This is a genomic window from Enterobacter sp. PL_is379 (genome assembly GCF_055817355.1).
The window spans coordinates 242,130-265,469 of record NZ_JBVPGT010000027.1; the positions used below are offsets into that span (position 1 = coordinate 242,130).

Sequence of the window (23,340 nt, forward strand, 5' to 3'; positions counted from 1 at the left end):
AATGCTGACTACACTTCTTTCCATTTTGACCAACCGCATTCTGTGGAGCTTCCTCGGCGTCACGGCGCTGGCGGCGGTGATCTGGATGATTGGTCCCCTGTTGTCCATCGTGGACACACGACCGCTTGAGTCTGAGCAAAACCGTATTATCAGCATTGCCGTGGTCTATCTGCTTTGGGCGCAGGGCCACATTCTGCCGCGCCTGTACAACGCCTGGCTGAACCGCAAGCTGATGGACAAGCTCAAGGAGAATACCGCCAGCCCGGAAGCGGCGGATCCGCAGAAGCGGCTGAACAGCGAGGAGCAGATCCTCGCCAGCCGTTTTGATGAAGCCGCGCAGATGCTTAAAAAAGCGCACTTCAGCAAAGCGGGCCAGGGCGCCCAGTGGACGCAGCGCTTCAGCACGCAATATCTCTATCAGCTGCCGTGGTACGTCATTATCGGCGCGCCGGGCTCCGGTAAAACTACGGCGCTGGTCAATTCCGGGCTGCAGTTCCCGCTGGCCGATCGTTTCGGTAAGACCGCGCTGCGGGGCATTGGCGGCACGCGCAACTGCGACTGGTGGTTCACCAATGAGGCGGTGCTGCTGGACACGGCGGGCCGCTATACCACCCAGGAGAGCGAGCAGGTGCAGGACGCCGGCGAATGGCTGGAGTTCATGGGGTTACTGCGTAAGTATCGCCGCCGCCAGCCGATCAACGGCGTCATCATCACCATCAGCATTTCTGACCTGCTCACCCAGTCCGCCGAGGCGTCCCGCCAGCAGGCGGTGAACCTGCGCCAGCGTCTGTCCGAGCTGCATGAGCAGCTGGGTATCCGCTTCCCAGTGTACGTGATGGTGACCAAGGCCGACCTGCTTAAAGGCTTCCGCGCGTGGTTTGCCGACTACGATAAAGCCCAGCGCGACCAGATCTGGGGCTTTACGCTGCCGTGGGAGCAAACCAAACACGCTGATTACGACCTGATGGGCAACTTCCAGCAGGAGTTTTCTCTGCTACAGCAGCGCCTTGATGCCGGGCTGCCGGAAACCATGCTGAAAGAGCATGACGCGAAAACCCGCGCAGAAGCGTATCTCTTCCCGCAGGAGTTCGCCGCGCTGCGTCCGCTGCTGGCAGACTACCTGAGCACGGTCTTTGCCCGCTCCAACTTCGAAACCGAGTTCTCTCCGCGCGGGATCTACTTCGCCAGCGGGACGCAGGAAGGCATGCCGTTCGACCGCGTGATGGGCGAACTGAACCGCGCCCTGTCGCTGCCGGAAGGGGGCGAGGCGGATAACTGGGATTCGGTCAGCAAAGAAGCGCCTATCCCGGGCGCAAAAGGCCAGAGTTTCTTCATTAAGAATCTGCTGCAAAACGTCATCTTCCAGGAAGCAGGGATCGCAGGGGAAAACCGCTGGTGGGAGCTGCGCAACCGGGCGGTGATCTGGTCCGGCTACGCGGCGCTGCTGGCCCTGCTGGTTATCCTCGGCGGTCTGTGGTTGACCAGCTATGCCAAGAACAAAACCTATCTGGCAGAGGTGGATGCGAAGGTGCCGCTGCTCGACCAGCAGAGCAAAGCGCTACAGAACCAGCCGCAGCGCGACCTGTTCGATCTGCTGCCGCTGCTGAACGGTCTGGTTGACCTGCCGAAAAGCGACGCGTTTGATGTGAACGATCCGCCCGTATCCCGCCGTATGGGGCTCTATCGCGGGGATGACGTCAGCGATGCCGCGCAGTCTCTGTACCAGAAAGCGCTGGATCAGATGCTGCTGCCTGCCGTCGCCATGCACATCACCACCTGGCTTCGCAACGACAACGGCAGCGATGTGGAATACAGCTATGAAGCGCTGAAAGCCTATCAGATGCTGTATCAGCCGAAGCACTATGACGGCAAATTCCTGCATTCGTGGGTGATGCTCAACCTGCAGCGTAACCTGCCGCAGAACGTCACGAAGGCACAGCTGCAGCAGCTTGAATGGCACCTGACGCAGCTGCTGGAACCGAAAATTCAGGCCTCGCCGTACGCGCAGGATGAATCTCTGGTTGCCCGCGAAAGAGCGATGATCAACCAGCAGCCGCTTTCAACCCGCGTCTACGGTCGCCTCAAGCGCCTGCTGGAACATGATGACAACCTGAAGCCGGTCTCCCTTTCCGACCTCGGCGGACCGCAGAGCGAGCTGGTATTTTCCCGCAAAAGCGGCAAGCCGGTGAGCGAAGGCGTACCGGGTCTTTATACGCCGGACGGCTACTGGAAAAGCTTTAACGGCCAGATTGACAGCGTGACCACCGCCCTGCACGAGGATGACGCCTGGGTGCTGGGGGCCGCCACCGCGCAGGAAGATAAACAGCAGATCGATAACGCCGTGCGCCAGCTCTACATGCGCGACTTTATCGCTAACTGGGATCGCTTCCTCGCCGACATTCAGCTCAATAACAGCGCCGACCTTTCCCAGCGCATCAACACCGCGCGCCTGCTCTCCGGCGGCAATTCGCCGCTGCGTCGTCTGGTGCAGAACCTGAGCCAGGTCCTGACGCTGTCACGCAATGCGCCAGCGCCAGAAGATGCAGGCAAAGCGCAGGATCAAAGCAACCGCGCCACCCGTACGCTGGAAGCCCTGTTCAGCAACAATGACGCAGCGCCGACCCAGGCCGCCGTGGTCACTCAGGCGCCGGAACAGCTGGTCACCGACCACTATGCGCCGATGATTGAGCTGGCGCAGCCGCTGGAGAAGGGGGGGAAGACCATCGTGTTTGATGATTTTCTCAAGCAGGTGGATGAACTCTATCGCTACCTGACCGCGGTTCAGGACGCGGCCAACAGCGGGATGCCGGCACCGGGCGGTGAGGCGATCAGCCGTCTGCAGGCCAGCGCCGGTCGTCTGCCGGGCGGGCTGCAAACCATGTTCAGCAACATGGCGGTGGGCGCCAGCAGCGATACCCAGCGTCGTGATCTGGAAAACGTGCGTAAGCGAATTAACGTTGAAGTGGGCGGTTTCTGCCGTCAGGCGATTGCCGGTCGCTACCCGCTGGTGCGCAGCGCCAGCACCGAGGTCACCCCTGACGATCTCGCGCGCATGTTTGCGCCGGGAACCGGGCTCATGGACGCCTTCTTCCGCGACAATCTGACCAATAAGGTGGACACCACGCAGGCCAACTGGCGCTTTATGCCGGGCATCGACGGGAAAACGCTGCCGGGAAGTGAAGGGCTGCTGAGACCGTTCCAGCAGGCCCAGTCGATTCGCGACGCCTTCTTTGCTAATGGCGCAACGACGCCGTCCTTCAAGGTGACGGTTCGCACCGTGCGAATGGATAACACCATTCTGAACCTGACCCTGGACGTTGACGGCCAGCTGCTGCGCTACAGCCACGGTCCGCAGGCCGTGCAGATCATGAACTGGCCGGGGCCGGGCGGCACCAACCAGGTACGCATGCAGCTGGGGCTGGCGAACGGCAGCACGGCGACGCTGGTCACCAACGGCGCCTGGGCGCTCAACCGCTTCTTCGATAAAGCGAGCACCAGCCCGGGCGCGGGTAGCCTGAGCCGTCAGGCCACCTTCAACGTCGACGGACATCAGGTCACGCTGGAGTTTGCGCCAAACAGCATTCGCAACCCGTTCCAGCTTCCCCGTTTCTCATGCCCATAACCGCAAGGACAGCCGTATGACGAATACCCCTGCGATGAACCGCTACAGCTGGTATGGCAAATTACCCAGCGCCGGAGATTTTTTGCAGCGTCGCTTTCCTGACACTTTACAGCGCCAGTGGTCACACTGGTTTCAGGTCGGTCTGCTGGCCTGGCAGCAGGAAGAGCAGCGCAGCGGCGAGCGCCAGTTCCAGAAAGCGCCAGTCTGGAATTATGTGGTACCGCCCATGCTGGGCAGCCAGATGATCCAGATGGGCTGTCTGCTGCCCGGCCGCGACAGCGTTGGCCGACAGTACCCGGTTTGCCTTCAGCTGAGCTTCGCCCCGTCAGAGTGGTCGACCAGCCTGCTCAGCCAGGCAGAAAGCTGGTACCAGCAGATTGGGCGCCTGGGGCTGCACGCGGTGCGCAACAGTTTTTCCGCCTCGCAGCTGGATGAGATGCTGATGACCATTCCGGCGCCGCAGCCCGTCGAGCCGCAAAAGCGCTCCGACATCCTGGATGTGATTGGCTATGACGAGGACGGCCAGAGCACGCTGGGCTGGCCTCAGGCGGCGGAGTGTTTTGATCCGCTACGTCAGACCAGCTACTGGTGGACCAACCGCTGCGACGGTTACCCGCTATACACCCACGTGCACAGCGGTAACTTTACCGGGCAGCTTTTCACCCTGCTGTTCGACCCGGCAGGGGGCGCCCGTCCGGGGCGTCACGGTCTCTATCCGCCCATGTTTGAATAAGCAGGGATCTTATGAATATCGAAGAATTTCTCGCGCCAATAAGCCCCGACAAGCCCTGCGGCGAAAACCTGGAGTACGACGCTGACTTCCAGATCATGAATCAGGCAAGTCTTGGGAAAGCGGAACAGCAGTTTGGCGACACCATTATCCCGGCAGAGCCCGCAGACTGGAACACGGTAGAAAAATACGCCACCAGCCTGCTGACCCGCACCAAAGATCTTCGCGTCCTGCTGGCGTTAACCCATGCCTGGACGCGCCGCCGCGGGCTGGCGGGCTACGCGGACGGATTATTGCTGGTGCAGGAGGCGATCGCCCGTTACTGGGAACCGCTCTATCCGCTGCTGGAAGAGTATGGCGAAACCGATCCGTTCTATCGCATTAACGCCCTGGCGGGGCTCAGCGATAAATCCGACCTCACCGTCGCCGTGCGAAACGCCTCGCTTCTGCGTTCAAACGGCGATGAAATTTCGCTCCGGGATGCCCAGGCCCTGCTGGACGGCAGTAAGACGGAATGTCCGGACTATCCCGGCGGCCGTCCACGGCTGATTGACGAGCTGGCCCGCGGCGACCAGCCGGGAACCGCAGCGGTTATCGTCATTAACGAACGGCTGCTGGCGATTCGCGAGCTGCTCACCGGGCATCTCGGTGAAAGCGGCGTGCCCGAGATGGAGCAGCTGCTGAAAACCGTCGGACTGGTAGCCAGCGCGTGTCAGGTGACCGACATCAGCAAGCTGCTGCCGAACCGTGAGGTGCAGGCAGAGCCACAGGCCGGGCAGCAATCGGCGGCAACGCAGCCCGCTCAGCCGGTCACCGACTGGCGAAGCGTGCAGGTCACCAGCCGCGCCGACGCGCAGCTGATGCTGGAAAAAGCGAAGCAGTATTTTGCGCAGTACGAACCGAGCCACCCCGCACCGCTGATGATTGAACGGGTGCAGCGGCTGTCAGAACTTAACTTTATGGACATTATTCGCGACCTGGCGCCAGACGGCGTTAACCAACTGGAAAACATCTTTGGGCGCCGCGAATAGCGCGTCCAGGCATTATGACGACAGGCATGGAGCCTGCCGTTTCACCTTCACCGCGCATCTTTGATGGAGAACATCATGGCAATGAGTAACAGTGGGCAGAAATTCATCGCACGTAACCGTGCTCCCCGCGTGCAGATCGAGTACGACGTAGAGATCTACGGTGCAGAACGTAAAATTCAGCTGCCGTTTGTGATGGGCGTCATGGCCGATCTGGTCGGCAAACCGGTGGAAAACCTGCCGGCCGTCGACGAGCGTAAATTCCTCGAAATCGACATCGACAACTTTGACGAACGCATGAAGGCGCTGAAGCCGCGCGTGGCGTTCCAGGTGGATAACACCCTGACCGGCGAAGGTAAGCTCAACGTGGATCTGACCTTCGACAGCATGGACGACTTCCTGCCGGATGCGGTGGCCCGCAAGGTTGAGCCGCTGAACAAGCTGCTGGAAGCGCGTACCCAGCTCTCTAACCTGCTGACCTATATGGACGGCAAAAACGGTGCGGAAGAGCTGATCGCTAAAATTCTGCAGGATCCGACGCTGCTCAAATCCCTGAGCCAGTTGCCGAAAAATGACGAAAGCGCGAAAGGTAGCGAGGAATAATCGATGAGCAACCAGACTCAACAACACGAGCAGCAGGCGGGTCAGGCGTTCAGTCAGGATGAATTCAGCGCGCTGCTGAACAAAGAATTCCGCCCGAAAACCGATCAGGCCCGCTCCGCCGTCGAAAGCGCGGTCAAAACCCTTGCGCAGCAGGCGCTGGAAAATACCGTCACCTTCTCGAACGATACCTACCGCACCATTCAGAACCTGATTGCCGGTATCGACGAGCAGCTGTCGCAGCAGGTGAATCAGATCATTCACCACGAAGAGTTTCAGAAGCTGGAGAGCGCCTGGCGCGGTCTGAGCTACCTGGTGAACAACACTGAAACTGACGAGATGCTGAAGATCCGCTTTATGAGCATCTCCAAGCAGGAGCTGGGCCGTACCCTGAAGCGCTTCAAGGGCGTGGGCTGGGACCAGAGCCCGATCTTCAAGAAAATCTACGAGCAGGAATACGGTCAGTTCGGCGGCGAGCCGTTTGGCTGCATCGTGGGCGACTACTACTTCGACCACAGCCCGCAGGACGTTGAGCTGCTGGGTGAAATGGCGCGCATCGGCTCAGCGGCGCACTGTCCGTTCATTACCGGTACCGCACCGGGCGTAATGCAGATGGAGTCCTGGCAGGAGCTGGCTAACCCGCGCGACCTGACCAAGATCTTCCAGAACACCGAATACGCGGCCTGGCGTTCACTGCGTGAATCAGAAGATGCCCGCTATCTGGGTCTGGTGATGCCGCGCTTCCTGTCGCGCCTGCCGTACGGTATTCGCACCAACCCGGTCGACAGCTTTGACTTTGAGGAGCAGACCGACGGCGCGAACCACAACAGCTACTCCTGGGCGAACGCCGCGTACGCGATGGCAGCCAACATCAACCGCTCCTTCAAAGAGTACGGCTGGTGCACCTCGATTCGCGGCGTGGAGTCCGGCGGGGCGGTGGAAAACCTGCCGTGCCACACCTTCCCGAGCGATGACGGCGGTGTGGACATGAAGTGCCCGACCGAGATCGCCATCAGCGATCGTCGGGAAGCCGAGCTGGCGAAAAACGGCTTTATGCCGCTGGTTCACCGCAAAAACTCCGACTTTGCCGCCTTCATCGGCGCGCAGTCCCTGCAGAAACCGGCGGAGTACCACGACCCGGATGCGACCGCTAACGCGCGCCTGGCATCACGCCTGCCGTACCTGTTCGCCTGCTGCCGCTTTGCCCACTACCTGAAGTGCATCGTGCGCGACAAAATCGGCTCCTTCCGCGAGCGCGAAGAGATGGAACGCTGGCTGAACGACTGGGTCATGAACTACGTCGACGGTGACCCGGCTAACTCCTCTCAGGAGACCAAGTCCCGTAAACCGCTGGCAGCTGCGGAAGTGCAGGTGCAGGAGATTGAGGACAACCCGGGCTACTACGCCGCGAAGTTCTTCCTGCGTCCACACTACCAGCTGGAAGGTCTGACCGTTTCTCTGCGTCTGGTATCTAAACTGCCGTCGCTGAAGACGAAAGACGCGTGATGCAGATAGCCGGCCTCCTGGGGCCGGCAGCCTTATTGTGAGTACGAGATAGCTAATGAATTTACCTGTGAAAGCGATAACAAGAAAATTCATCATCTATTTAATGGTTTATGCGTTGTTAATTATTTCATTCATGCTGTTTGTGACGGTATCCGGCTACTATCTGTTTATCTTTGACTGGCCAGAAGATGTCCCGCGAATCGCAATGCATGGATTCTTATGTGCTGGACTTAATGCATTAGCGATAGGTATCTACGTTGTTGCAGAGAAATGGAAAGAGAAACGTTAATACCTCGTGCTGGCTTGTATTTAATTAAGGTATTCCACTAACGCGATATTACAATGAATAAAATAAACCTGTTTGCAATCGCTTTGTTGTTTATCGCATCTCTGGCTGAAGCACAAACGGGAAATTATTCTTATCCTGACGCAACAGCATTACCGCAGGATGATACGTCAAATTTGCTTCGCGACCCGGGCTTATTAACGGGGTACGATTTCAATCTCAGCGCAGCGCGCTTCGCCAGTGCCTGGCTTTCAAAAACGAATGAACGCGAGCGCATTAAGGCGGATATGTATCTATTAGGCGTGGTTGATGCATCAGAGGGGAAGGCCTGGTGTAAAGGTCATCCGATTTTGCCCAATACGGTTCATGAATTTCTTTACTCTCGCTTTGCCCATTTATCTGAGCAGGAGAGCAAACGGCGGGCTTCTGAAATCATTACCGATGCAATGGGAGAATTAAGCCCCTGTCAACATCGGACTGGCTTATAGAACGCTCCACTGCTGAACCGGTTGGAATTGGATAGCTGATGCGCTGTGGGGCCGATGGCAAAGGATATAAGGTGAAACATTTCTGTTTTTTCCTCGTATTTATGACCTTTTATGTGTGTGCCGGAAATAACTATCCTGATTTTTATCATCAGCAAACATACCGGCAGGTTTTAAAAGATTTAGTTCTGGCGCGCTGTCTTGCTCAGGTGGCAGATAAAGGCAGTCAGTTTTCTGCTGATGCGGCCAGAAGTGCGAGCGCATTTATTGAGTGGATACCTTTTGATGCTGAAAATGGCACGGATAAAGTGAATGCCCTCATCGAAAAATATAAAAATCAAATTAATGGTTTTCATTCAGAGCGAAAACCCGATGTCAAAGGCGTAACCTTAAACTGTATACGTCTTTATCATAGCGACGAACTGAACAAACTGGTTCCGCAAGTCATCATTGGCGATCCTGACCGTAGCTGGATCCAGGATAACCCAGAGTAGTAAAAGACTTCACATTCTTTCCATTTATTCCGGGAGAATGTAAGACTGTCAAATGACACGGGTCATTTGATATGAGGCAGAGGTAAAATATGGACGGTTTTATTCAGCCCCATGCTTTCCTGTTTGCCATATAAGTGCTTTTTCGAAAGCAATATTGTTCATCCACGAAGAGTAGATATTATGGCTATTGATATGTTTCTGAAGGTCGAGGGTGTTACGGGCGAATCGAAAGATTCTAACCACACCGGCTGGACTGATATTACCTCCTTCTCCTGGGGCGCTTCCCAGCCAGGTAATATGAGCGTTGGCGGTGGCGGCGGTGCCGGTAAAGTTAACTTTAACGACCTGCACGTTAACGCGCTGATCGACAAATCCACCACCGCTATCCTGAAACACTGCGCCAGCGGTAAACACCTGACTAAAGTTGAACTGTCCGTTTGTAAAGCGGGCGGCCAGCAGGTGGAATACTCCCGCATCACGCTGGAAGATGTGCTGGTGACCTCTGTTCAGTACACCGGTGCTGACAACGGCGACACCGTTGGTGTGACCTATGCATTCCAGGCTGCCAAAGTGAAACAGCAGTACTGGGAGCAGACCACGTCGGGTGGTAAAGGTGCTGAAAGCAGCGCTGGCTGGAACATCAAAGAGAACAAAGAAGCGTAATAATAGTGGGCCCGAAAGGGCTCACTTTATCCGGAGCTTCTTATCAAGGAGAAACAAGATGTCTCAAATGCGTCCTGCTTTTGGTGCCGCCTGGAACAGATTCAGAGAAGTGAACGTAAGCGTAGAACAGGTTGGCAAATTGTTGGGTGGAAAAGTTCAGCATAATATCGACGCCGGTATTTTTAAAAATGCCTGCCCAATTCGTATGAGCTACGTTTTAAATTACTGTGGCATTCCTATTCCTTCTAACAGTAAATATGCGACAGTGACCGGAAACGACAAAAAGCGCTATATGTTCCGCGTTAAAGATATGATTGCATTTCTACCCACGGTACTGGGCAATGCCGATATGTCTGTCTCTTCTCCCACTCCTGCGCAATTTGCAGGCAAACAAGGCATTATCATCTTTACCGGGCACGGCTGGAGCGACGCAACCGGGCATGTCACACTCTGGAATGGTAATATTTGCTCTGATGATTGCCATTTTCTGGGCTCACCGGGTAATGGTTCGTTTATTCCGACCAACGCAACATTCTGGAGCCTGAAATGAAACGTTTATTACTGCTGGTATTGGCTATAAATGCCTCTGCTGTTTATGCCCAAACCCTGCCTGATGTCAGCGCTTTTTCTCAGCAACAAATCTTTGAAAACTGGGTGCAAAATCGATGCATCAGTAAGATTGCGGACAGCAAAAGTCTGAAAGACGATGCAGAGGCCAGCGCGGCCGCATGGCTGGAAGCAAGCAATCTCCCTGCAGAGAATTTTGAAAAAGCTGACAAGATGATTGTTTCTTTACTGAAAGAGAAAGTAGGCGGTACCGAACCGGGTCAATATCAGGTTTTAAAGTGCAGCTTAATCGCCAACAGCGACGCGATTCGTCCGCTCAAAACCGCAAAATAGAATCAATGGAATCCGGCCCCAAACGCCGCCGTTCTCGCCCCGAGAGCGGCAGCGTTTGAGCGCTAATCATACCAGCAGGAATACGCCATGCGATTCACGATTATTTCTACGAAACCCGGTCATCAGCCGCCGCAAAGCAGCTGTGATTTTTACGCCCCGGGCGGCACCATTGGGCGCGGTACGGATAACAATCTGGTATTGCCGGATAATGACCGCACCATCTCTCGTCTGCAGGCCATTGTTCACGTGGACGCCCAGGGCGAATGCCGCGTGACCAACCGCGGCAGCGTCACCCGCGTGGTATTAAATGACATTCCGCTGGAGCGAGGGCGTCAGGTTGAACTGCAGGATGGCGACATTCTCGGTATTGATGACTACCGTATCGAAGTGACCGAATTGATCCACGATACCCAGCCCGTGAGCCGTATGGCGGCCAGCCTGCACCAGCAGGCGCGTCCGACAGCCGCACCCGCGACCGCGCCAGCTTCTCAACCGAAACCGGCAAGTGCCGCACCGCGCGGGAAAGCCGAGCCGACCGCCGTGCCAACGGAGATCTGGGATAGCCTGATGCAGGAGTTCTCCATCTCCGACAGCATCTCCAGCAACCGTACAAAACCGCAGCCTGCTGCATCGCACGATCCGTTCTCCCAGCCTGCGGCCCCGGAGCGTAACGCCGAAGATCCGCTGGCGATGTTCAACGACAGCGATCCAAAACTCGAGCGTAAGCATGTCGACCCGGACATGCTGTTCAGCGACGAAGCGTTGTTCAAAAAAGAGAGTATTTTTGACGACGTCACCCCGTCAACGCTGGTGCCGCCGGGCGAGACGAGCCCCGTGAAGCCAGAAGAAGAGGCGACGGATGAGCTCGATCCGCTGGCCCTGTTTGGCGGTAAGGCCAGCGCACCAGCCGCGCGTAATGACGACCCGCTCGGGCTGATGGGCGGCGCGCCACTAACCCATCCGGATGACATTATTGCCGAGAAGCCTGCGCCAGTGCCGGAACCTGAACCTGAACGGGAAGAGGACGTGCTGGCCGATTCTCCGCTATTCGCCCCTGAGCCGCAGGAAGAACCGCGTGCTGAAGAAGAGCCCGCGCGACCGGATTACGCAGGCTTCACCATGCCAACGCCACAGGCCGTTGCGCGCAGTAGCGCTCAGGCCCCGAAGGGCCGCCTGCGCATCGACCCGGTCAATAACGCCGCCTCACCAACCACCACGGCAAACAGCGGTGAGAAGGGCGAAGTGCTGCAGGGTGAGCTGCTGGAGGCACTGCTGGAGGGGATGGGGCTGAGCGAAATGCAGCCCGTCCCGCAGTTTGACCGTGAAAATATGCGTCAGCTGGGGCAGATCCTCGGCATGTTCTCTCAGGGGACCGTGGCGCTGCTTTCCTCGCGCTCCATTCTCAAGCGCGGCGTGAAAGCCGATATGACCATGGTGCTGGACGATGCCAACAACCCGTTCAAGCTGTTGCCGACCGGCAAAACTGTCCTGATCCAGATGTTTGGCACCCCAATGCCGGGCTTTATGCCGCCGACAAAATCGGTGCGCGACGCCCTGATCGATCTGCAGGCGCACCAGCTGGGCATGATCTCCGGCATCCGCGCCATTATTGCCGCGATGCTGCAGTCCTTTAACCCGGAGCAGCTGGAAGAGCAGGCGAAGCAGAACGGGATGACCTCTCGTCTGGCGCTGCCGGGCAGCCGCAAAGCCGCCCTGTGGGACTACTTTGTTCGCAGCTATGGCGAGACGGCGGGCGAGATTGAGGATGACTTCCACACCCTGTTCGGCGAGGCCTTCCTTCATGCGTATGACATGGAGGTCAATCAGTACAAAGACTCACAGAGCGGATCGGAAGACAAATGAATATCGCAACGGCTTCTCTCTCCCGCCAGGGGACGCGCGCCAGCAACCAGGATCAGACGGGAGAAACCATAGGGGAACGTTCAGCCTGCTTTGTCGTCTGCGACGGCATCGCGGGGCTGCCGGGCGGCGAGGTGGCCGCAGCGCTGGCCCGCAACAGCATTATCTCCCGCTTCGATGGCGACAAACATCTTAATGCGCAGCACATCCGCGACTACGTGCAGACGGCGAACCGCACCATTCTCAGCGAACAGCAGGCCGTACAGGACTATCGCCGGATGGGCACGACGCTGGTCAGCCTGTTCATTGATCGTGATTACGGGCTGGCCTACTGGGCGCACGCCGGAGATAGCCGCCTGTACCTGTTTCGCCGGGGATGGCTGTGGCATGTGACTACCGACCACAGCCTGGTGCAGCAGATGAAAGATGCCGGGCACCAGACCGACAACCTGAACAGCAACCTGCTCTATCTGGCGCTGGGGATTGAAAACGGCGGGCCGGAAGCGAGCTACAGCGATGTGGTGCAGGTTGAGGACGGCGATGCCTTTTTACTGTGCACCGACGGGTTCTGGCACGGCGTCAGCGAAGAGCAAATGAAGCAGTCGCTGCATATGGTCAATACGCCGCAGGAGTGGCTGACCTTAATGAACCAAATCATTCAAAAGAATGGCGAACAGGAGGGGAATGCTCAGGATAACTATACTGCCCTGGCGGTATGGATGGGCAACCCTCAGGACACCACTTTGCTGCACACCCTCTCTGACGCAGCACAATTTCTTCCCTGCGGAACTGATTAGACACACAAGGAACGATATGAAACTTTGGCTATCGGGTTTGGCACTTCTGGCGGCGACCTCCACCGCTCAGGCTGAAAATTTCCGCATCGTGCAGTCTCCTGCGCAGAAGCTGGATATCTGGATCGACAACATCAAAGACAACACGCCGCAGAGCTGGTGTAAGCCTGAGGTGGCGCTGCGCATTGTGGCAAACGGCAAGAAAGACGTCTCCGTGCTGGAGAACTTTGTGCCGCGTCTTGGCTCACTGCTGGAACACCAGTGCAGCAAAGTGAATAAGCTTAGCTGGACGCTCAACGATCCGGCGGGTTCCACGCTGGCGCAGGGCACGGCTGGCAAAGCGCAGGATTGGGCGCTGGTGGTGAAACAAGAGCAGGCCGCGTCTGCTGCGACCGTCACCGCCACCCCAGCCAGCGGCGCGTTACTGCCGCCCGATCAGAACGTGGCTTCCCGCACCGTTGCCGCCGACCGTACGCCGTGGCAGGAGTTTACGCTTCAGGACGGCTGCCACCTGCGCACCTTCTGGGAAGGGGGCGCTTCTGCACCGGCGCTCTTTATTCCGGATTCTGACACCACCCGCTGCGGGAACGGCAGTTGGCTGAGCGGACACACCGTTGTGTCGCAGTCCCGCAACGGCGGGCAGAAAGAGATGGCGGTAACATACATTCATGGCTTCCCGGTCACCGGGCTGAATCAAAGCGCCGACCCGGAAAACGCGCTGATCACCTCCGTCAACAAAGAGCGCATGGTATTCAGCACCCCAAACAGCGACCAGAGCTGGATGATCCTGCCTTACGACAACGCCCTGAACAGCTGGAAGAGCAACGGCACGGTCGCGGTGGAGATTTCCCGTGAAACCGCCAGCGATGATGCAAAACTGCAGGCGCGTATCGCGGCGGTGAAAAAAACCTGGAGCGCCTGGGTGGCACCCGGTACCCCGCTGAATATCGTGCTGATTGACACCCTGCGTCCTCAGCTGCGCGATCCGGCCGTCGGCGCATGGCGCGCGGCAAATTAAGGAATGGCAATGAATACGCTCTATCAACACCTGGCGGGTGAGTCGCTTAACGACGCGCTCGCGCGTCTGGAAGCAGAAATCAAAGCCCGTCCGGCAGATGCCGACCTCCGCGCCGCGTTCGTGCAGTTTTTAACCCTGAGCGGCAACTGGACGCGTGCCCTGACCCAGCTGAAAAGCTGGCTGGCGTTGAAGCCGCAGGCGAAGCCCACCGTCACGCTGCTGGAGCAGTCCATTCAGGGCGAGCTGCAGCGCGCGCAGGTGATGGCGGGACAGGCGCGTCCGGCGATGCCTGAAACCCAGTGGCCGTGGCTGACCACCCTTGCCGCGGCGCTGAGCGAGGAGGGCGAGCGCGCGCAGGCGCTGCGTCTGGAAGCCCTTGAACAGGCGCAGGCAAACCCTGGTAGTGTCACCCTTGAAAACGACGAGACGCAGGCCTTTGACTGGCTGATGGACGGCGATGCCCGTCTCGGCCCGGTCTGCGAAACCATCGTGAACGGCCGCTATTTCTGGCTGCCGTTTAGCGCTATCGCGGAGATCCGTTTCCAGGCGCCTGCCAGCGTCACCGATCTGGTATGGCGTCACGCGCTGGTGCGCTTGACCGACGGAACGGAACAGGTGTGTCAGATCCCGGCGCGTTACCCGTTTGCAGCCGATGCCTCTGATGCGGTCAAACTGGGCCGCACCACCGACTGGCACCCGCTCGACACTGACGGCACGCTGTATGAAGGCCAGGGCCAGAAGGCCTGGCTGAGCGAGCAAAGTGAAAGCCCGCTGCTGTCGCTCAGCCTCGTGACGTTTGCGACGGATGGAGCCGATGAGTAATCCCGCTGGCGAAGGCGATCTGCTACGCAGCGGCTGGCAAGCCCGCAGCAAGCAGGAGAAGGTGGGGGCGCGCGACAAAATGCAGCCCTCGCTGCTGGATCGCCTCACCGATAACGACCCGGAAAAAAAGCGCGAGTCGGCCAACAGCAATCTGATCACCCACGCCGCCCTGCGCCGCAATGTCCTGCGCGATCTGCAGTGGCTGTTTAATACCATCAACCACGATGCCTCCGGTGATTTGAGCGCGTTACCGCACGTGAGCCGCTCGGTGGTTAACTTCGGCGTCGCGCCGCTGGCCGGGAAAAGAATGTCGGACATCGAATGGCACGACATTCAGCGCAAGCTCACCGAGGCCATCATCAATTTTGAACCGCGCATTTTGCCGCAGGGGCTGCAGGTCCGCTGCGTGTCGGATACCTCCTCGCTGGATCTGCACAACGTGCTCTCCATCGAGATCAAAGGGCGTTTATGGTGTGTGCCTTACCCGCTGGAGTTTCTGTTTCGTACCGATGTCGATCTGGAAAACGGCCATTTTGAACTGAAAGATGCGGGGTAATCATGGAAAGTAAACTGCTCGAATACTACAACCGTGAGCTGGCCTACCTGCGCGAAATGGGGGCCGAGTTTGCCGAACGCTATCCTAAAGTCGCCGGGCGGCTGGGCATGCGCGGCATCGAGGTGGCGGACCCGTATACCGAACGTCTGATGGAGGGCTTCGCCTTCCTGACCTCCCGCGTGCAGATGAAAATGGACGCGGAGTTTCCGCGCTTCTCTCAGCGTCTGCTGGAGATGATTGCGCCGAACTATCTTGCGCCCACGCCGTCGATGGCGATCGCGGAGATTGAGCCCGACAGCAGCAGGGGTGACCTGAGCAAGGGCTTCATTGTGCCGCGCGGTACCATGATGGACAGCCTGGCGCTGAAAAAAACCGGCGTGACCTGCAGCTATACCACGGCGCACGAGGTCAACCTGCTGCCGCTGAAAATCGACAAGGTCGAGCTGGGCGGCGTGCCTGCCGATCTGCCGCTCGCGCAGCTGGGGCTGAGCCAGCGGGGGATCGGCAGCGCTCTGCGGATCCGCATCGCCTGCGATGGCCCGCAAAACCTCGGGCATCTGGATTTCGACCGTCTGGAATTTTTCCTCGGCGGTCCGGACATTGAAGCGCTTAAGCTGCTGGAGCTGGTGATGGAGCACCACGTTGGGATCGTCTGTCAGACGGTCGGCCCGCAGCCGCAGCGACAGCTGCTGGCGTCGGATGCGCTGCGCCAGGAGGGTTTTGAGCCTGACCAGGCGCTGCTTCCGGACGATCTGCGCAACTTTGACGGCTATCGCCTGCTGCAGGAGTATTTCGCCTTTCCGGCCCGTTTCCGCTTCATTAGCCTCAGCGGCCTGAGCAAGCTCATCCAGCGCTGTGCAGACGAAAAAGCCTTCGATATCTTTATTCTGTTGGATAAGTCGGATGAACAGCTGGAGCGCGTGGTCGATGCCAGCCACCTGGCGCTGCACTGCACGCCGGTCATCAACCTGTTCCCAAAGGTCGCGGCGCGTCAGAAGCTGAATGAGGGCCAGCATGAATACCATCTGGTGGTGGATAACATCCGTCCGCTGGATTATGAAATTTACGCGGTCAAAAAAATCTATGGCAGCGCGGACGGCCAGCGTGATGACCAGACGTTTCGTCCGTTCTGGAGCACCTGGAGCGGCGATGCGGGCAACTACGGGGCCTATTTTTCCCTGCGCCGCGAACAGCGCGTGCTGTCCGAGCACGCCCTGCGCTACGGTACGCGTACCGGCTATATCGGCTCGGAGGTCTTTGTCTCGCTGGTGGATGAACAGCACGCCCCCTGGCAGGAAAACCTGCGCTATATCTCTGCCGAGGTGCTCTGCACCAGCCGCGACCTGCCGCTGATGCTGCAGCAGGAGCTCGGGCAGTTCATTATGGCCGATTCCATGCCGGTGAAATCCCTGATGCTGCGTAAAGGCCCGACGCCGCCGCGTCCGGCGCTGGCAGAAGGGTTCAGCACCTGGCGGCTCATCAGCCAGCTGCAGATGAACTACCTCAGCCTGATGGACAGCGAAAACGAAGAGGGCGCAGCCGCGCTGCGACAGCTGTTAGGGCTGTACGCCAACCTGGCAGAAACGCCCGTGGCGCGTCAGGTGGAAGGCGTTCGTCACTGCGTGCTGGAACCGGTTCACCGCCGCGTGCCTGAACCCGGCCCGGTGGTGTTCGCCCGCGGGATCGGCATTACCCTGACGGTGGATGAGCGAGCCTTTTCCGGCGCCAGTCCGTGGCTCTTCGGCAGCGTGATGGAGCGTCTCTTTGCCCGTCTGGTGTCGATCAACAGCTTTACGGAGTTCACCCTGAAAAGTCAGCAGCGCGGCGAGATTGGCTACTGGGCGCCGCGCATGGGTAAAAGGGCGCTGATATGAGTGACACCGCTGCACCGCTGCGCGTGCATCGTCTGACGAAGCTGCCGGATGCGTTCTGGCACGGGGTCCGCGAGACGCCCTGGCGCTACGATCTGTTTCAGCTGTTGAGGCGTATTGATGCCCAGGGCGGCGAGCGCTACCCGCTGGGACGCGCGCCGCTGCCGAAATTTGAACTGCTGCGCATCGGCCAGCAGCCGTCGATGAGTTTTGCTCCGTCGACGCTGGCTCAGGTGCGTCAGCGGGAGGAAAGCGGGCTGCATGAGGTGTCTATCCTCAGCTTCGGCCTGTTTGGCCCGAACGGCCCGCTGCCGGTCCACATGACCGAATACGCCCGCGAGCGTATTTATCATCATCAGGACACCAGCCTCAGCGCGTTTGCCGATCTGTTCCATCACCGCCTTGCGCTGCTGTTTTACCGCGCCTGGGCGGATGCGCAGCCCACCGTCTCGCTGGATCGCGCGGATAACAGGCGCTTTGAAGGCTACCTGGCGTCGCTGATTGGCATGGGGCAGCCGGGTCAGATGAACAAAGGCAGCCTGAGCTCGCATGCCCGCTTTACCCACGCCGGGCACCTGACCCGCCACGGGCGGGATCCGGAGGGGCTGGAGAAGATCCTGCGCAACTATTTTAAGGCGCCGGTTAAGCTGGTGAGCAACGTGCCGCAGTGGATGCCGCTCTCCACGCGTGAGCAGGCGCAGCTGGGAGCAGGACGCCGCATGCCGCGCATGGGGGAGTCCGCCTTTCTCGGCGTCGCCGTCCGCGACGTGCAGCATAAGTTTCGCATCGACATTGGCCCGCTGAGCGCGGAAGAGTACAACCGTTTTCTGCCGGGGGAAGCGTGGGTCACCGAACTGCGTGACTGGGTGCGTCAGTACGCCGGGGTGGAGTTTGAATGGGAAACACGGGTGATCCTGCGTGAAGACGCGGTGCAGGGCACCACGCTCGGCGGTGCCGGGCGATTAGGCTACAACACCTGGCTGGGCCTTCAGCCGCGGCCTGTCCCGCGTGGCGATCTGGTGTATTGCGCAGAGCGATAATTTTTCTAACGCATTGTTATCAATGGAACCGAACATGTCAGAAATAAGCCGTGCCGTGCTTTTCGGCAAACTGGATACGCTGTTATTTACCTCTCTGGAAAGCGCCACTGCGTTCTGCAAGCTGCGCGGCAACCCCTATGTTGAGCTGGTGCACTGGCTGCATCAGCTGATGCAGCAGCAGGATGGCGATCTGCAGCAGGTCATCCGCCACTTTGCCCTTGATGAACAGCAGCTGACGCGCGATATCGTTGCGGCGCTGGATGTCCTTCCGCGCGGGGCGAGTTCCGTTTCCGATCTCTCCGAACACATCGACAGCGCCGTTGAGCGTGCCTGGGTCTTCGGCTCGCTGAAGTTTGGCGTCAGCCGTATTCGCGGCGGCCATTTGCTGATCGGCATGCTGAAAACCTGGAATCTGGCCAACGTGCTGAAAAGCATCTCGTCGCAGTTCACCCGCCTTAACGTCGAGGTGCTGATTGAGCAGTTCGACGCTATTTGCGCCAACAGCAAAGAGACGCAGCAGGCCGCTGCCGCCGTCGATGCGCCGGCGGGTGCAGTACCGGCTGCGCAGGGGACGCTGGCCCAGTACGGCCAGGACCTGACCGCCCGCGCCCGCGACGGGAAGATTGACCCGGTTGTCGGGCGCGACGAGGAGATCCGCCAGATGGTGGATATCCTGATGCGCCGTCGTCAGAACAACCCGCTGTTGACCGGGGAAGCCGGGGTCGGGAAAACGGCGGTGGTGGAAGGTCTGGCGCTGCGTATCGCCGACGGCGACGTGCCGGAGCCGCTGCAGAACATTCAGCTGTGGCTGCTGGATATCGGCATGCTGCAAGCCGGCGCAGGCATGAAAGGCGAGTTCGAGGCCCGGCTGCAGGCGCTTATTAATGAAGTCCAGTCCAGCGCCACGCCGATCATTCTGTTTATTGATGAGATCCACACCCTGATTGGCGCAGGCGGCCAGCAGGGGACCGGCGATGCGGCAAACCTGCTGAAGCCCGCGCTGGCGCGCGGTCAGCTGCGCACCATCGGCGCCACTACCTGGGCGGAATACAAAAAGTACATCGAGAAAGACCCCGCGCTGACCCGTCGTTTCCAGACGGTGCAGGTGCACGAGCCGGACGAAGCGAAAGCCATTCTGATGCTGCGCAGCACCGTGTCGCCGCTGGAGACGCACCACCAGGTTCTGCTGCTTGACGAAGCGGTCAGCGCGGCGGTGAAGCTGTCGCATCGCTACATTCCGGCGCGTCAGCTGCCGGATAAAGCCGTTGCGCTGCTCGACACCGCCTGCGCCCGCGTCGCGGTCAGCCAGAGCGCGCCGCCTGCGCAGCTGGAAGACTGCCTGCGCCATCTTGCCGCGCTGGACGTGGAAATTGAGATCGCAGAACGCGAGGCGCGCGTCGGTGCCGGAGACGCTGAGCGCGTAGCAACGTTACGCGCCGAACGTGACGCGTATGAGACAAAACGCGAAGCCCTGTCCCGGCGCTGGGAAGAAGAGCGCAGTCTGGTGCAGGAGATTATCCGCCTGCGCGCCGCGCTGTTCGCGGCGGGCGAAGAAGATACCGCTGAGCTGCGCGGCAAGCTGACGGAACAGCAGCAGGCGCTGAACGCCTTACAGGGTGATGAACCGCTGCTGTTTGCGGCGGTGGATGAAAACGTGGTTGCCGCGGTGGTCTCTGACTGGACCGGGATCCCGCTGGGCCGGATGGTGAAAAACGAGATCGACGCGGTGCTCAACCTTGCCGACACGCTGAACCAGCGCGTTATCGGCCAGCGTCACGGTCTGGATCTGATTGCCCGCCGCGTGAAAACCTCGCGGGCGAAGCTCGACGATCCCAACAAACCGGTGGGCGTCTTTATGCTGTGCGGCCCGTCCGGCGTCGGTAAAACCGAAACCGCGCTGGCGCTCGCGGAGTCGCTGTACGGCGGCGAGCAGAACGTTATCACCATCAACATGAGTGAGTTCCAGGAAGCGCACACCGTGTCCACCTTAAAAGGTGCGCCTCCGGGATACGTAGGGTATGGTGAAGGCGGCGTGTTGACCGAGGCCGTGCGCCGCCGCCCGTACAGCGTGGTGCTGCTGGACGAAATTGAAAAAGCGCACCCGGACGTCCACGAAATCTTCTTCCAGGTCTTTGATAAAGGCTGGATGGAAGACGGAGAGGGGCGCCACATTGATTTCCGTAACACCATCATTATTCTGACGTCTAACGTCGGCACCGACCTGATTAGCGCCATGTGCGCCGATCCGGAGCTGGTGCCGGAGCCGGACGCCTTGAGCGGCGCGCTGCGCCAGCCGCTGCTGGAGGTCTTCCCGCCCGCGCTGCTGGGCCGTCTGCTGGTGGTGCCGTATTACCCGCTCAGCGACGAGATGCTGGGGCAGATTGTTCGCCTGCAGCTCAAGCGCATTCAGCGTCGTCTGGAAGAGAATCACAGCATTATTTCTGAGTTTGACGACAGCGTGGTGGAACAAATTGTTCAGCGCTGTACCGAGGTGGAGTCCGGCGGCCGCATGGTGGACGCTATTCTGACCAACACTCTGCTGCCTCAGATGAGCCAGATCTTACTTACCGCCAGCCGCAGCGACGAGCAGTACCGACGTCTGCACGTCACCTGCGAGCAGGGCGAGTTTCACTGTCAGTTTGCCGCGTAATAATCATCAAGAGAACTGTAAAAGATGACGGATAATGATAACAATCGGACTGTCCCAAACGCGCTCCCGGTCGGGTACCGCTTCAACGAGTTTGAAATCAAAGAGGTGATCGGCGGCGGCGGTTTTGGCATTGTCTATCGCGCGTGGGATCACCAGCTCGAACGCACTATCGCTATCAAAGAATTTATGCCTTCCTCGCTCGCCGTGCGCGGCGACGACATGACCCTGGTGCTGCGCAGCGAGCGCTTTGGCAAAGCGTTCTCCGCGGGCCTGAACAGCTTTATTCAGGAAGCGCGTCTGCTGGCGCGCTTTAACCACCCGAACCTGCTGCACGTCCTGCGTTTCTGGGTGCAAAACGACACGGCCTATATGGGGACGCTGTTTTACAGCGGCACCACGCTGTCGCGCCTGCGCGAAGAAAAGCCGGAGCTGATCAACGAAGCCTGGATCCGCCGCACGCTGCCGATGCTGTTCGGTGCGATCAAGACCATCCACGACGAAGGCTACCTGCACCGCGATATCTCTCTGGATAACATTCAGATCCAGGATAACGGCCTGCCGGTGCTGCTCGATTTCGGCTCCGCGCGACGCACCATCGGTAATCTCTCCGACGAAACGGAAACCATGCTGCGTCCGGGATTTGCGCCGATTGAGCAGTACACCGACGACAACGAAAGCGAGCAGGGCCCGTGGACGGATATTTACGCCCTCGGCGCGGTGCTGCGTACCCTGATTGTGGGTTCTCCGCCGCCGGTCAGCGTGGTGCGCTCTATTCAGGATACCTGCAAACCGCTGGTGGAAATCATGCCGCAGGGCTATTCCATTCCGCTGCTGCAGGCCATTGACCGCGCGCTGGCGCTGCACATGGAGGACCGTCCGCAGTCCATCGACGAGTTCGCCGCGCTGATAGAGATGCCGGTCGCCGGTATCAACGATGTGCTGACGGCGAAAAAGCCCGGCACGATGCTGGTACCGGTGGAGAAGGAACAACCGGCTTCGCTGCTCGACTGGCGCCGCTACAAGATCCCGGGCATGGTTGCCGCAGGGGTGCTGGTGGGTATTGTCGCCGGGGCGATGCTGTTCAGCGGCGGTAACGATACGCCTGAGCAGGCTGCACAGGCACCGGCAGAGGCGCGTTCGACCGAAACAGCCGCGAACGCGCCAGACGTGAAGCCGGAAACGGCGAAGGTGAGCGAGCAGGCGACGGCGCAACAGACGCCACCGCCTGTCGCGAACCCTGTTGCGTTGGTCTATATCCGCATCCTCGACGGCGAAACGCTGAAAGTGAACGGCGAGCCAAAAGCGCTGCGCCCGGGAACCAACGGCTATGCATCGCTCAAGCTGCCGGCCGGAGAGGCGAAGATTGAACTGCAGGGCAACGGAAGAACGCGTGGCCAGACGCTGGATATTGCCAAGCCGGGCACCTGGCTGGTGAATCCGTAGGAATTTAAACAGGAGAGACTATGGAAGTGTACGATCTTCGAAGCCAGAGGCTTCATCCAGGGAATGCGAGAAGATTGTCTCTCCTGTTTATGCGTTTTGAATTTAATCCTAACCCGGAGAGTTGAGTTGAAGCCAACATGTGCCTCCCCATTTTTGTAAATAACAATATCGGGCGTACGCAAAATAACCTCGCTCATTTAAATAGCAAATTATGGTATTTCTGGGGAAGTATGGATCTTCTCGCAATATTGCTTTATTGCGTGAATTCAGTTCGCCACGACAGAATTCCATTCATTTCTGATGCAAAAGCGTTTAGTGATTCGTTGCATTATTATGCAGGTGATGGTTTCAGCATTTTGGTCATGCTTTTTTTTGTGCTTGACTTACTTTTATTACTCTCTTTGTGTGCTTCGGCCTGGTTATTCTTCAAGCGAAAGATCGGAGCGATTAAATTTGCCCTTGCTCAGGAAGTATTTCGCTTGATTTCATTCAGATGTTCGGTCTCATTTTTCCCTCTTTTAGTAAGTATGTTTGATATTTCAAACATCTGGTTGAATGTAGGCTTATTTGTCACTTCAGAATTACTGAAAATCTACTCTCTTGTTTTTTGGATGATCAAGAGGGAAAAGCCCCTTTCTTGAATGACGCTTTATCACAGATGCGAACCCCTTTTCTGCATCGCATAAGCTAGATGGAATAAAGATTATGCTCAACCGAATTACCGTTCAGCTCCCGGTGGAGGGGCTTCTGTTCTGGAAACTGACGGGCCGCGAGGCGATGTCCGAGTCGTTCGCGCTGACGCTGACCGTGCTCGGCACTGACGCGCGCATTGACCGCAGCAAGCTGCTGGGCCAGCCGGTCACGGTGACCATCCCGACGCAGAGCCTGCTGACGTCCCGCTATATTAACGGCAAGATTACCCGCGTGGCGGTCAGCGCCGTTGAGCTGACGGGCACCCGCTATGCGGTGTAC

22 protein-coding genes are annotated in these 23,340 nt (G+C 58.6%); all 22 read left to right on the forward strand.

All coding sequences use genetic code 11. The features are described from left to right. Position 1 precedes the first annotated feature (1 nt). Complete coding sequence (gene tssM, locus AC0TOY_RS10600) at positions 2 to 3,622, forward strand: type VI secretion system membrane subunit TssM (protein ID WP_267214994.1); 3,621 nt, start codon at positions 2 to 4, stop codon at positions 3,620 to 3,622. Between the two features lie 16 nt (positions 3,623 to 3,638). After that, the gene (gene tagF, locus AC0TOY_RS10605; RefSeq protein ID WP_024909832.1) at positions 3,639 to 4,355 is read left to right on the forward strand and encodes a type VI secretion system-associated protein TagF; all 717 of its coding nucleotides are present in this window, start codon (positions 3,639 to 3,641) and stop codon (positions 4,353 to 4,355) included. An 11-nt stretch (positions 4,356 to 4,366) separates the two neighbouring features. Next, positions 4,367 to 5,383: a type VI secretion system protein TssA gene (gene tssA / locus AC0TOY_RS10610; protein WP_473721807.1), complete on the forward strand. Its 1,017-nt coding sequence runs from the start codon at positions 4,367 to 4,369 to the stop codon at positions 5,381 to 5,383. Positions 5,384 to 5,458: 75 nt separating this feature from the next. Continuing rightward, entirely contained in the window at positions 5,459 to 5,983 is a 525-nt protein-coding gene (tssB, locus tag AC0TOY_RS10615; protein ID WP_008502644.1) for a type VI secretion system contractile sheath small subunit, read from the forward strand. Between the two features lie 3 nt (positions 5,984 to 5,986). Then, positions 5,987 to 7,486 (forward strand): type VI secretion system contractile sheath large subunit, encoded by a 1,500-nt coding sequence (gene tssC, locus AC0TOY_RS10620; protein ID WP_014884232.1) that lies wholly within the window; start codon positions 5,987 to 5,989, stop codon positions 7,484 to 7,486. A 55-nt stretch (positions 7,487 to 7,541) separates the two neighbouring features. Next, positions 7,542 to 7,775, forward strand: coding sequence for a hypothetical protein (locus AC0TOY_RS10625; protein ID WP_032645535.1), 234 nt, complete (start codon positions 7,542 to 7,544; stop codon positions 7,773 to 7,775). A 53-nt stretch (positions 7,776 to 7,828) separates the two neighbouring features. Continuing rightward, positions 7,829 to 8,260 (forward strand): Rap1a/Tai family immunity protein, encoded by a 432-nt coding sequence (locus tag AC0TOY_RS10630; RefSeq protein WP_090419868.1) that lies wholly within the window; start codon positions 7,829 to 7,831, stop codon positions 8,258 to 8,260. Between the two features lie 71 nt (positions 8,261 to 8,331). Continuing rightward, positions 8,332 to 8,751 carry a T6SS amidase immunity protein Tai4 family protein gene (locus tag AC0TOY_RS10635; RefSeq protein ID WP_290093188.1) on the forward strand — a complete coding sequence of 140 codons (420 nt, stop codon included), beginning with the start codon at positions 8,332 to 8,334 and terminating at the stop codon, positions 8,749 to 8,751. 180 nt (positions 8,752 to 8,931) lie between these two features. Then, positions 8,932 to 9,414: an Hcp family type VI secretion system effector gene (locus tag AC0TOY_RS10640; protein WP_008502640.1), complete on the forward strand. Its 483-nt coding sequence runs from the start codon at positions 8,932 to 8,934 to the stop codon at positions 9,412 to 9,414. A 58-nt stretch (positions 9,415 to 9,472) separates the two neighbouring features. After that, positions 9,473 to 9,964, forward strand: a complete 492-nt coding sequence (locus tag AC0TOY_RS10645; protein WP_032645536.1) for a type VI secretion system amidase effector protein Tae4 — start codon at positions 9,473 to 9,475, stop codon at positions 9,962 to 9,964. After that, positions 9,961 to 10,314 (forward strand): T6SS amidase immunity protein Tai4 family protein, encoded by a 354-nt coding sequence (locus AC0TOY_RS10650; protein WP_090419870.1) that lies wholly within the window; start codon positions 9,961 to 9,963, stop codon positions 10,312 to 10,314. Before AC0TOY_RS10645 ends, AC0TOY_RS10650 begins: the two co-directional genes overlap by 4 nt. A gap of 87 nt (positions 10,315 to 10,401) precedes the next feature. Beyond that, positions 10,402 to 12,177, forward strand: a complete 1,776-nt coding sequence (gene tagH / locus AC0TOY_RS10655; RefSeq protein ID WP_407821440.1) for a type VI secretion system-associated FHA domain protein TagH — start codon at positions 10,402 to 10,404, stop codon at positions 12,175 to 12,177. Continuing rightward, on the forward strand, positions 12,174 to 12,971 hold the full coding sequence (locus AC0TOY_RS10660; protein WP_008502637.1) for a PP2C family protein-serine/threonine phosphatase: 798 nt from the start codon (positions 12,174 to 12,176) through the stop codon (positions 12,969 to 12,971). Before tagH ends, AC0TOY_RS10660 begins: the two co-directional genes overlap by 4 nt. 16 nt (positions 12,972 to 12,987) lie before the next feature. Next, on the forward strand, positions 12,988 to 13,986 hold the full coding sequence (locus AC0TOY_RS10665) for a hypothetical protein (protein ID WP_473721808.1): 999 nt from the start codon (positions 12,988 to 12,990) through the stop codon (positions 13,984 to 13,986). Between the two features lie 9 nt (positions 13,987 to 13,995). Further along, positions 13,996 to 14,808 (forward strand): type VI secretion system accessory protein TagJ, encoded by an 813-nt coding sequence (locus AC0TOY_RS10670; RefSeq protein WP_473721809.1) that lies wholly within the window; start codon positions 13,996 to 13,998, stop codon positions 14,806 to 14,808. Next, entirely contained in the window at positions 14,801 to 15,364 is a 564-nt protein-coding gene (tssE, locus tag AC0TOY_RS10675; protein WP_024909842.1) for a type VI secretion system baseplate subunit TssE, read from the forward strand. Before AC0TOY_RS10670 ends, tssE begins: the two co-directional genes overlap by 8 nt. Before the next feature lie 2 nt (positions 15,365 to 15,366). After that, a complete protein-coding gene (gene tssF / locus AC0TOY_RS10680; protein ID WP_290093185.1) occupies positions 15,367 to 17,238 on the forward strand; it encodes a type VI secretion system baseplate subunit TssF in 1,872 nt (623 codons plus the stop codon). Beyond that, a complete protein-coding gene (gene tssG / locus AC0TOY_RS10685) occupies positions 17,235 to 18,275 on the forward strand; it encodes a type VI secretion system baseplate subunit TssG (RefSeq protein ID WP_048992131.1) in 1,041 nt (346 codons plus the stop codon). The genes tssF and tssG overlap by 4 nt, the downstream gene beginning before the upstream one ends. A gap of 34 nt (positions 18,276 to 18,309) precedes the next feature. Then, a complete protein-coding gene (gene tssH, locus AC0TOY_RS10690; RefSeq protein WP_024909845.1) occupies positions 18,310 to 20,925 on the forward strand; it encodes a type VI secretion system ATPase TssH in 2,616 nt (871 codons plus the stop codon). A gap of 24 nt (positions 20,926 to 20,949) precedes the next feature. Beyond that, positions 20,950 to 22,368 carry a serine/threonine protein kinase gene (locus tag AC0TOY_RS10695; RefSeq protein ID WP_157189342.1) on the forward strand — a complete coding sequence of 473 codons (1,419 nt, stop codon included), beginning with the start codon at positions 20,950 to 20,952 and terminating at the stop codon, positions 22,366 to 22,368. A gap of 230 nt (positions 22,369 to 22,598) precedes the next feature. After that, on the forward strand, positions 22,599 to 23,009 hold the full coding sequence (locus tag AC0TOY_RS10700; RefSeq protein ID WP_232473022.1) for a hypothetical protein: 411 nt from the start codon (positions 22,599 to 22,601) through the stop codon (positions 23,007 to 23,009). A 64-nt stretch (positions 23,010 to 23,073) separates the two neighbouring features. After that, a partial coding sequence (locus tag AC0TOY_RS10705) for a contractile injection system protein, VgrG/Pvc8 family (protein WP_473721387.1) occupies positions 23,074 to 23,340 on the forward strand: 267 nt, incomplete at its 3' end.

What these genes read in the sequence shown, in the direction of transcription:
- tssM (WP_267214994.1), top strand. Translation starts at nt 2, where the DNA reads ATGCTGACTACACTTCTTTCCATTTTGACCAACCGCATTCTGTGGAGC.
- tagF (WP_024909832.1), top strand. Translation starts at nt 3,639, where the DNA reads ATGACGAATACCCCTGCGATGAACCGCTACAGCTGGTATGGCAAATTA.
- tssA (WP_473721807.1), top strand. Translation starts at nt 4,367, where the DNA reads ATGAATATCGAAGAATTTCTCGCGCCAATAAGCCCCGACAAGCCCTGC.
- tssB (WP_008502644.1), top strand. Translation starts at nt 5,459, where the DNA reads ATGGCAATGAGTAACAGTGGGCAGAAATTCATCGCACGTAACCGTGCT.
- tssC (WP_014884232.1), top strand. Translation starts at nt 5,987, where the DNA reads ATGAGCAACCAGACTCAACAACACGAGCAGCAGGCGGGTCAGGCGTTC.
- AC0TOY_RS10625 (WP_032645535.1), top strand. Translation starts at nt 7,542, where the DNA reads ATGAATTTACCTGTGAAAGCGATAACAAGAAAATTCATCATCTATTTA.
- AC0TOY_RS10630 (WP_090419868.1), top strand. Translation starts at nt 7,829, where the DNA reads ATGAATAAAATAAACCTGTTTGCAATCGCTTTGTTGTTTATCGCATCT.
- AC0TOY_RS10640 (WP_008502640.1), top strand. Translation starts at nt 8,932, where the DNA reads ATGGCTATTGATATGTTTCTGAAGGTCGAGGGTGTTACGGGCGAATCG.
- AC0TOY_RS10645 (WP_032645536.1), top strand. Translation starts at nt 9,473, where the DNA reads ATGTCTCAAATGCGTCCTGCTTTTGGTGCCGCCTGGAACAGATTCAGA.
- AC0TOY_RS10650 (WP_090419870.1), top strand. Translation starts at nt 9,961, where the DNA reads ATGAAACGTTTATTACTGCTGGTATTGGCTATAAATGCCTCTGCTGTT.
- tagH (WP_407821440.1), top strand. Translation starts at nt 10,402, where the DNA reads ATGCGATTCACGATTATTTCTACGAAACCCGGTCATCAGCCGCCGCAA.
- AC0TOY_RS10660 (WP_008502637.1), top strand. Translation starts at nt 12,174, where the DNA reads ATGAATATCGCAACGGCTTCTCTCTCCCGCCAGGGGACGCGCGCCAGC.
- AC0TOY_RS10665 (WP_473721808.1), top strand. Translation starts at nt 12,988, where the DNA reads ATGAAACTTTGGCTATCGGGTTTGGCACTTCTGGCGGCGACCTCCACC.
- AC0TOY_RS10670 (WP_473721809.1), top strand. Translation starts at nt 13,996, where the DNA reads ATGAATACGCTCTATCAACACCTGGCGGGTGAGTCGCTTAACGACGCG.
- tssE (WP_024909842.1), top strand. Translation starts at nt 14,801, where the DNA reads ATGAGTAATCCCGCTGGCGAAGGCGATCTGCTACGCAGCGGCTGGCAA.
- tssF (WP_290093185.1), top strand. Translation starts at nt 15,367, where the DNA reads ATGGAAAGTAAACTGCTCGAATACTACAACCGTGAGCTGGCCTACCTG.
- tssG (WP_048992131.1), top strand. Translation starts at nt 17,235, where the DNA reads ATGAGTGACACCGCTGCACCGCTGCGCGTGCATCGTCTGACGAAGCTG.
- tssH (WP_024909845.1), top strand. Translation starts at nt 18,310, where the DNA reads ATGTCAGAAATAAGCCGTGCCGTGCTTTTCGGCAAACTGGATACGCTG.
- AC0TOY_RS10695 (WP_157189342.1), top strand. Translation starts at nt 20,950, where the DNA reads ATGACGGATAATGATAACAATCGGACTGTCCCAAACGCGCTCCCGGTC.
- AC0TOY_RS10700 (WP_232473022.1), top strand. Translation starts at nt 22,599, where the DNA reads ATGGATCTTCTCGCAATATTGCTTTATTGCGTGAATTCAGTTCGCCAC.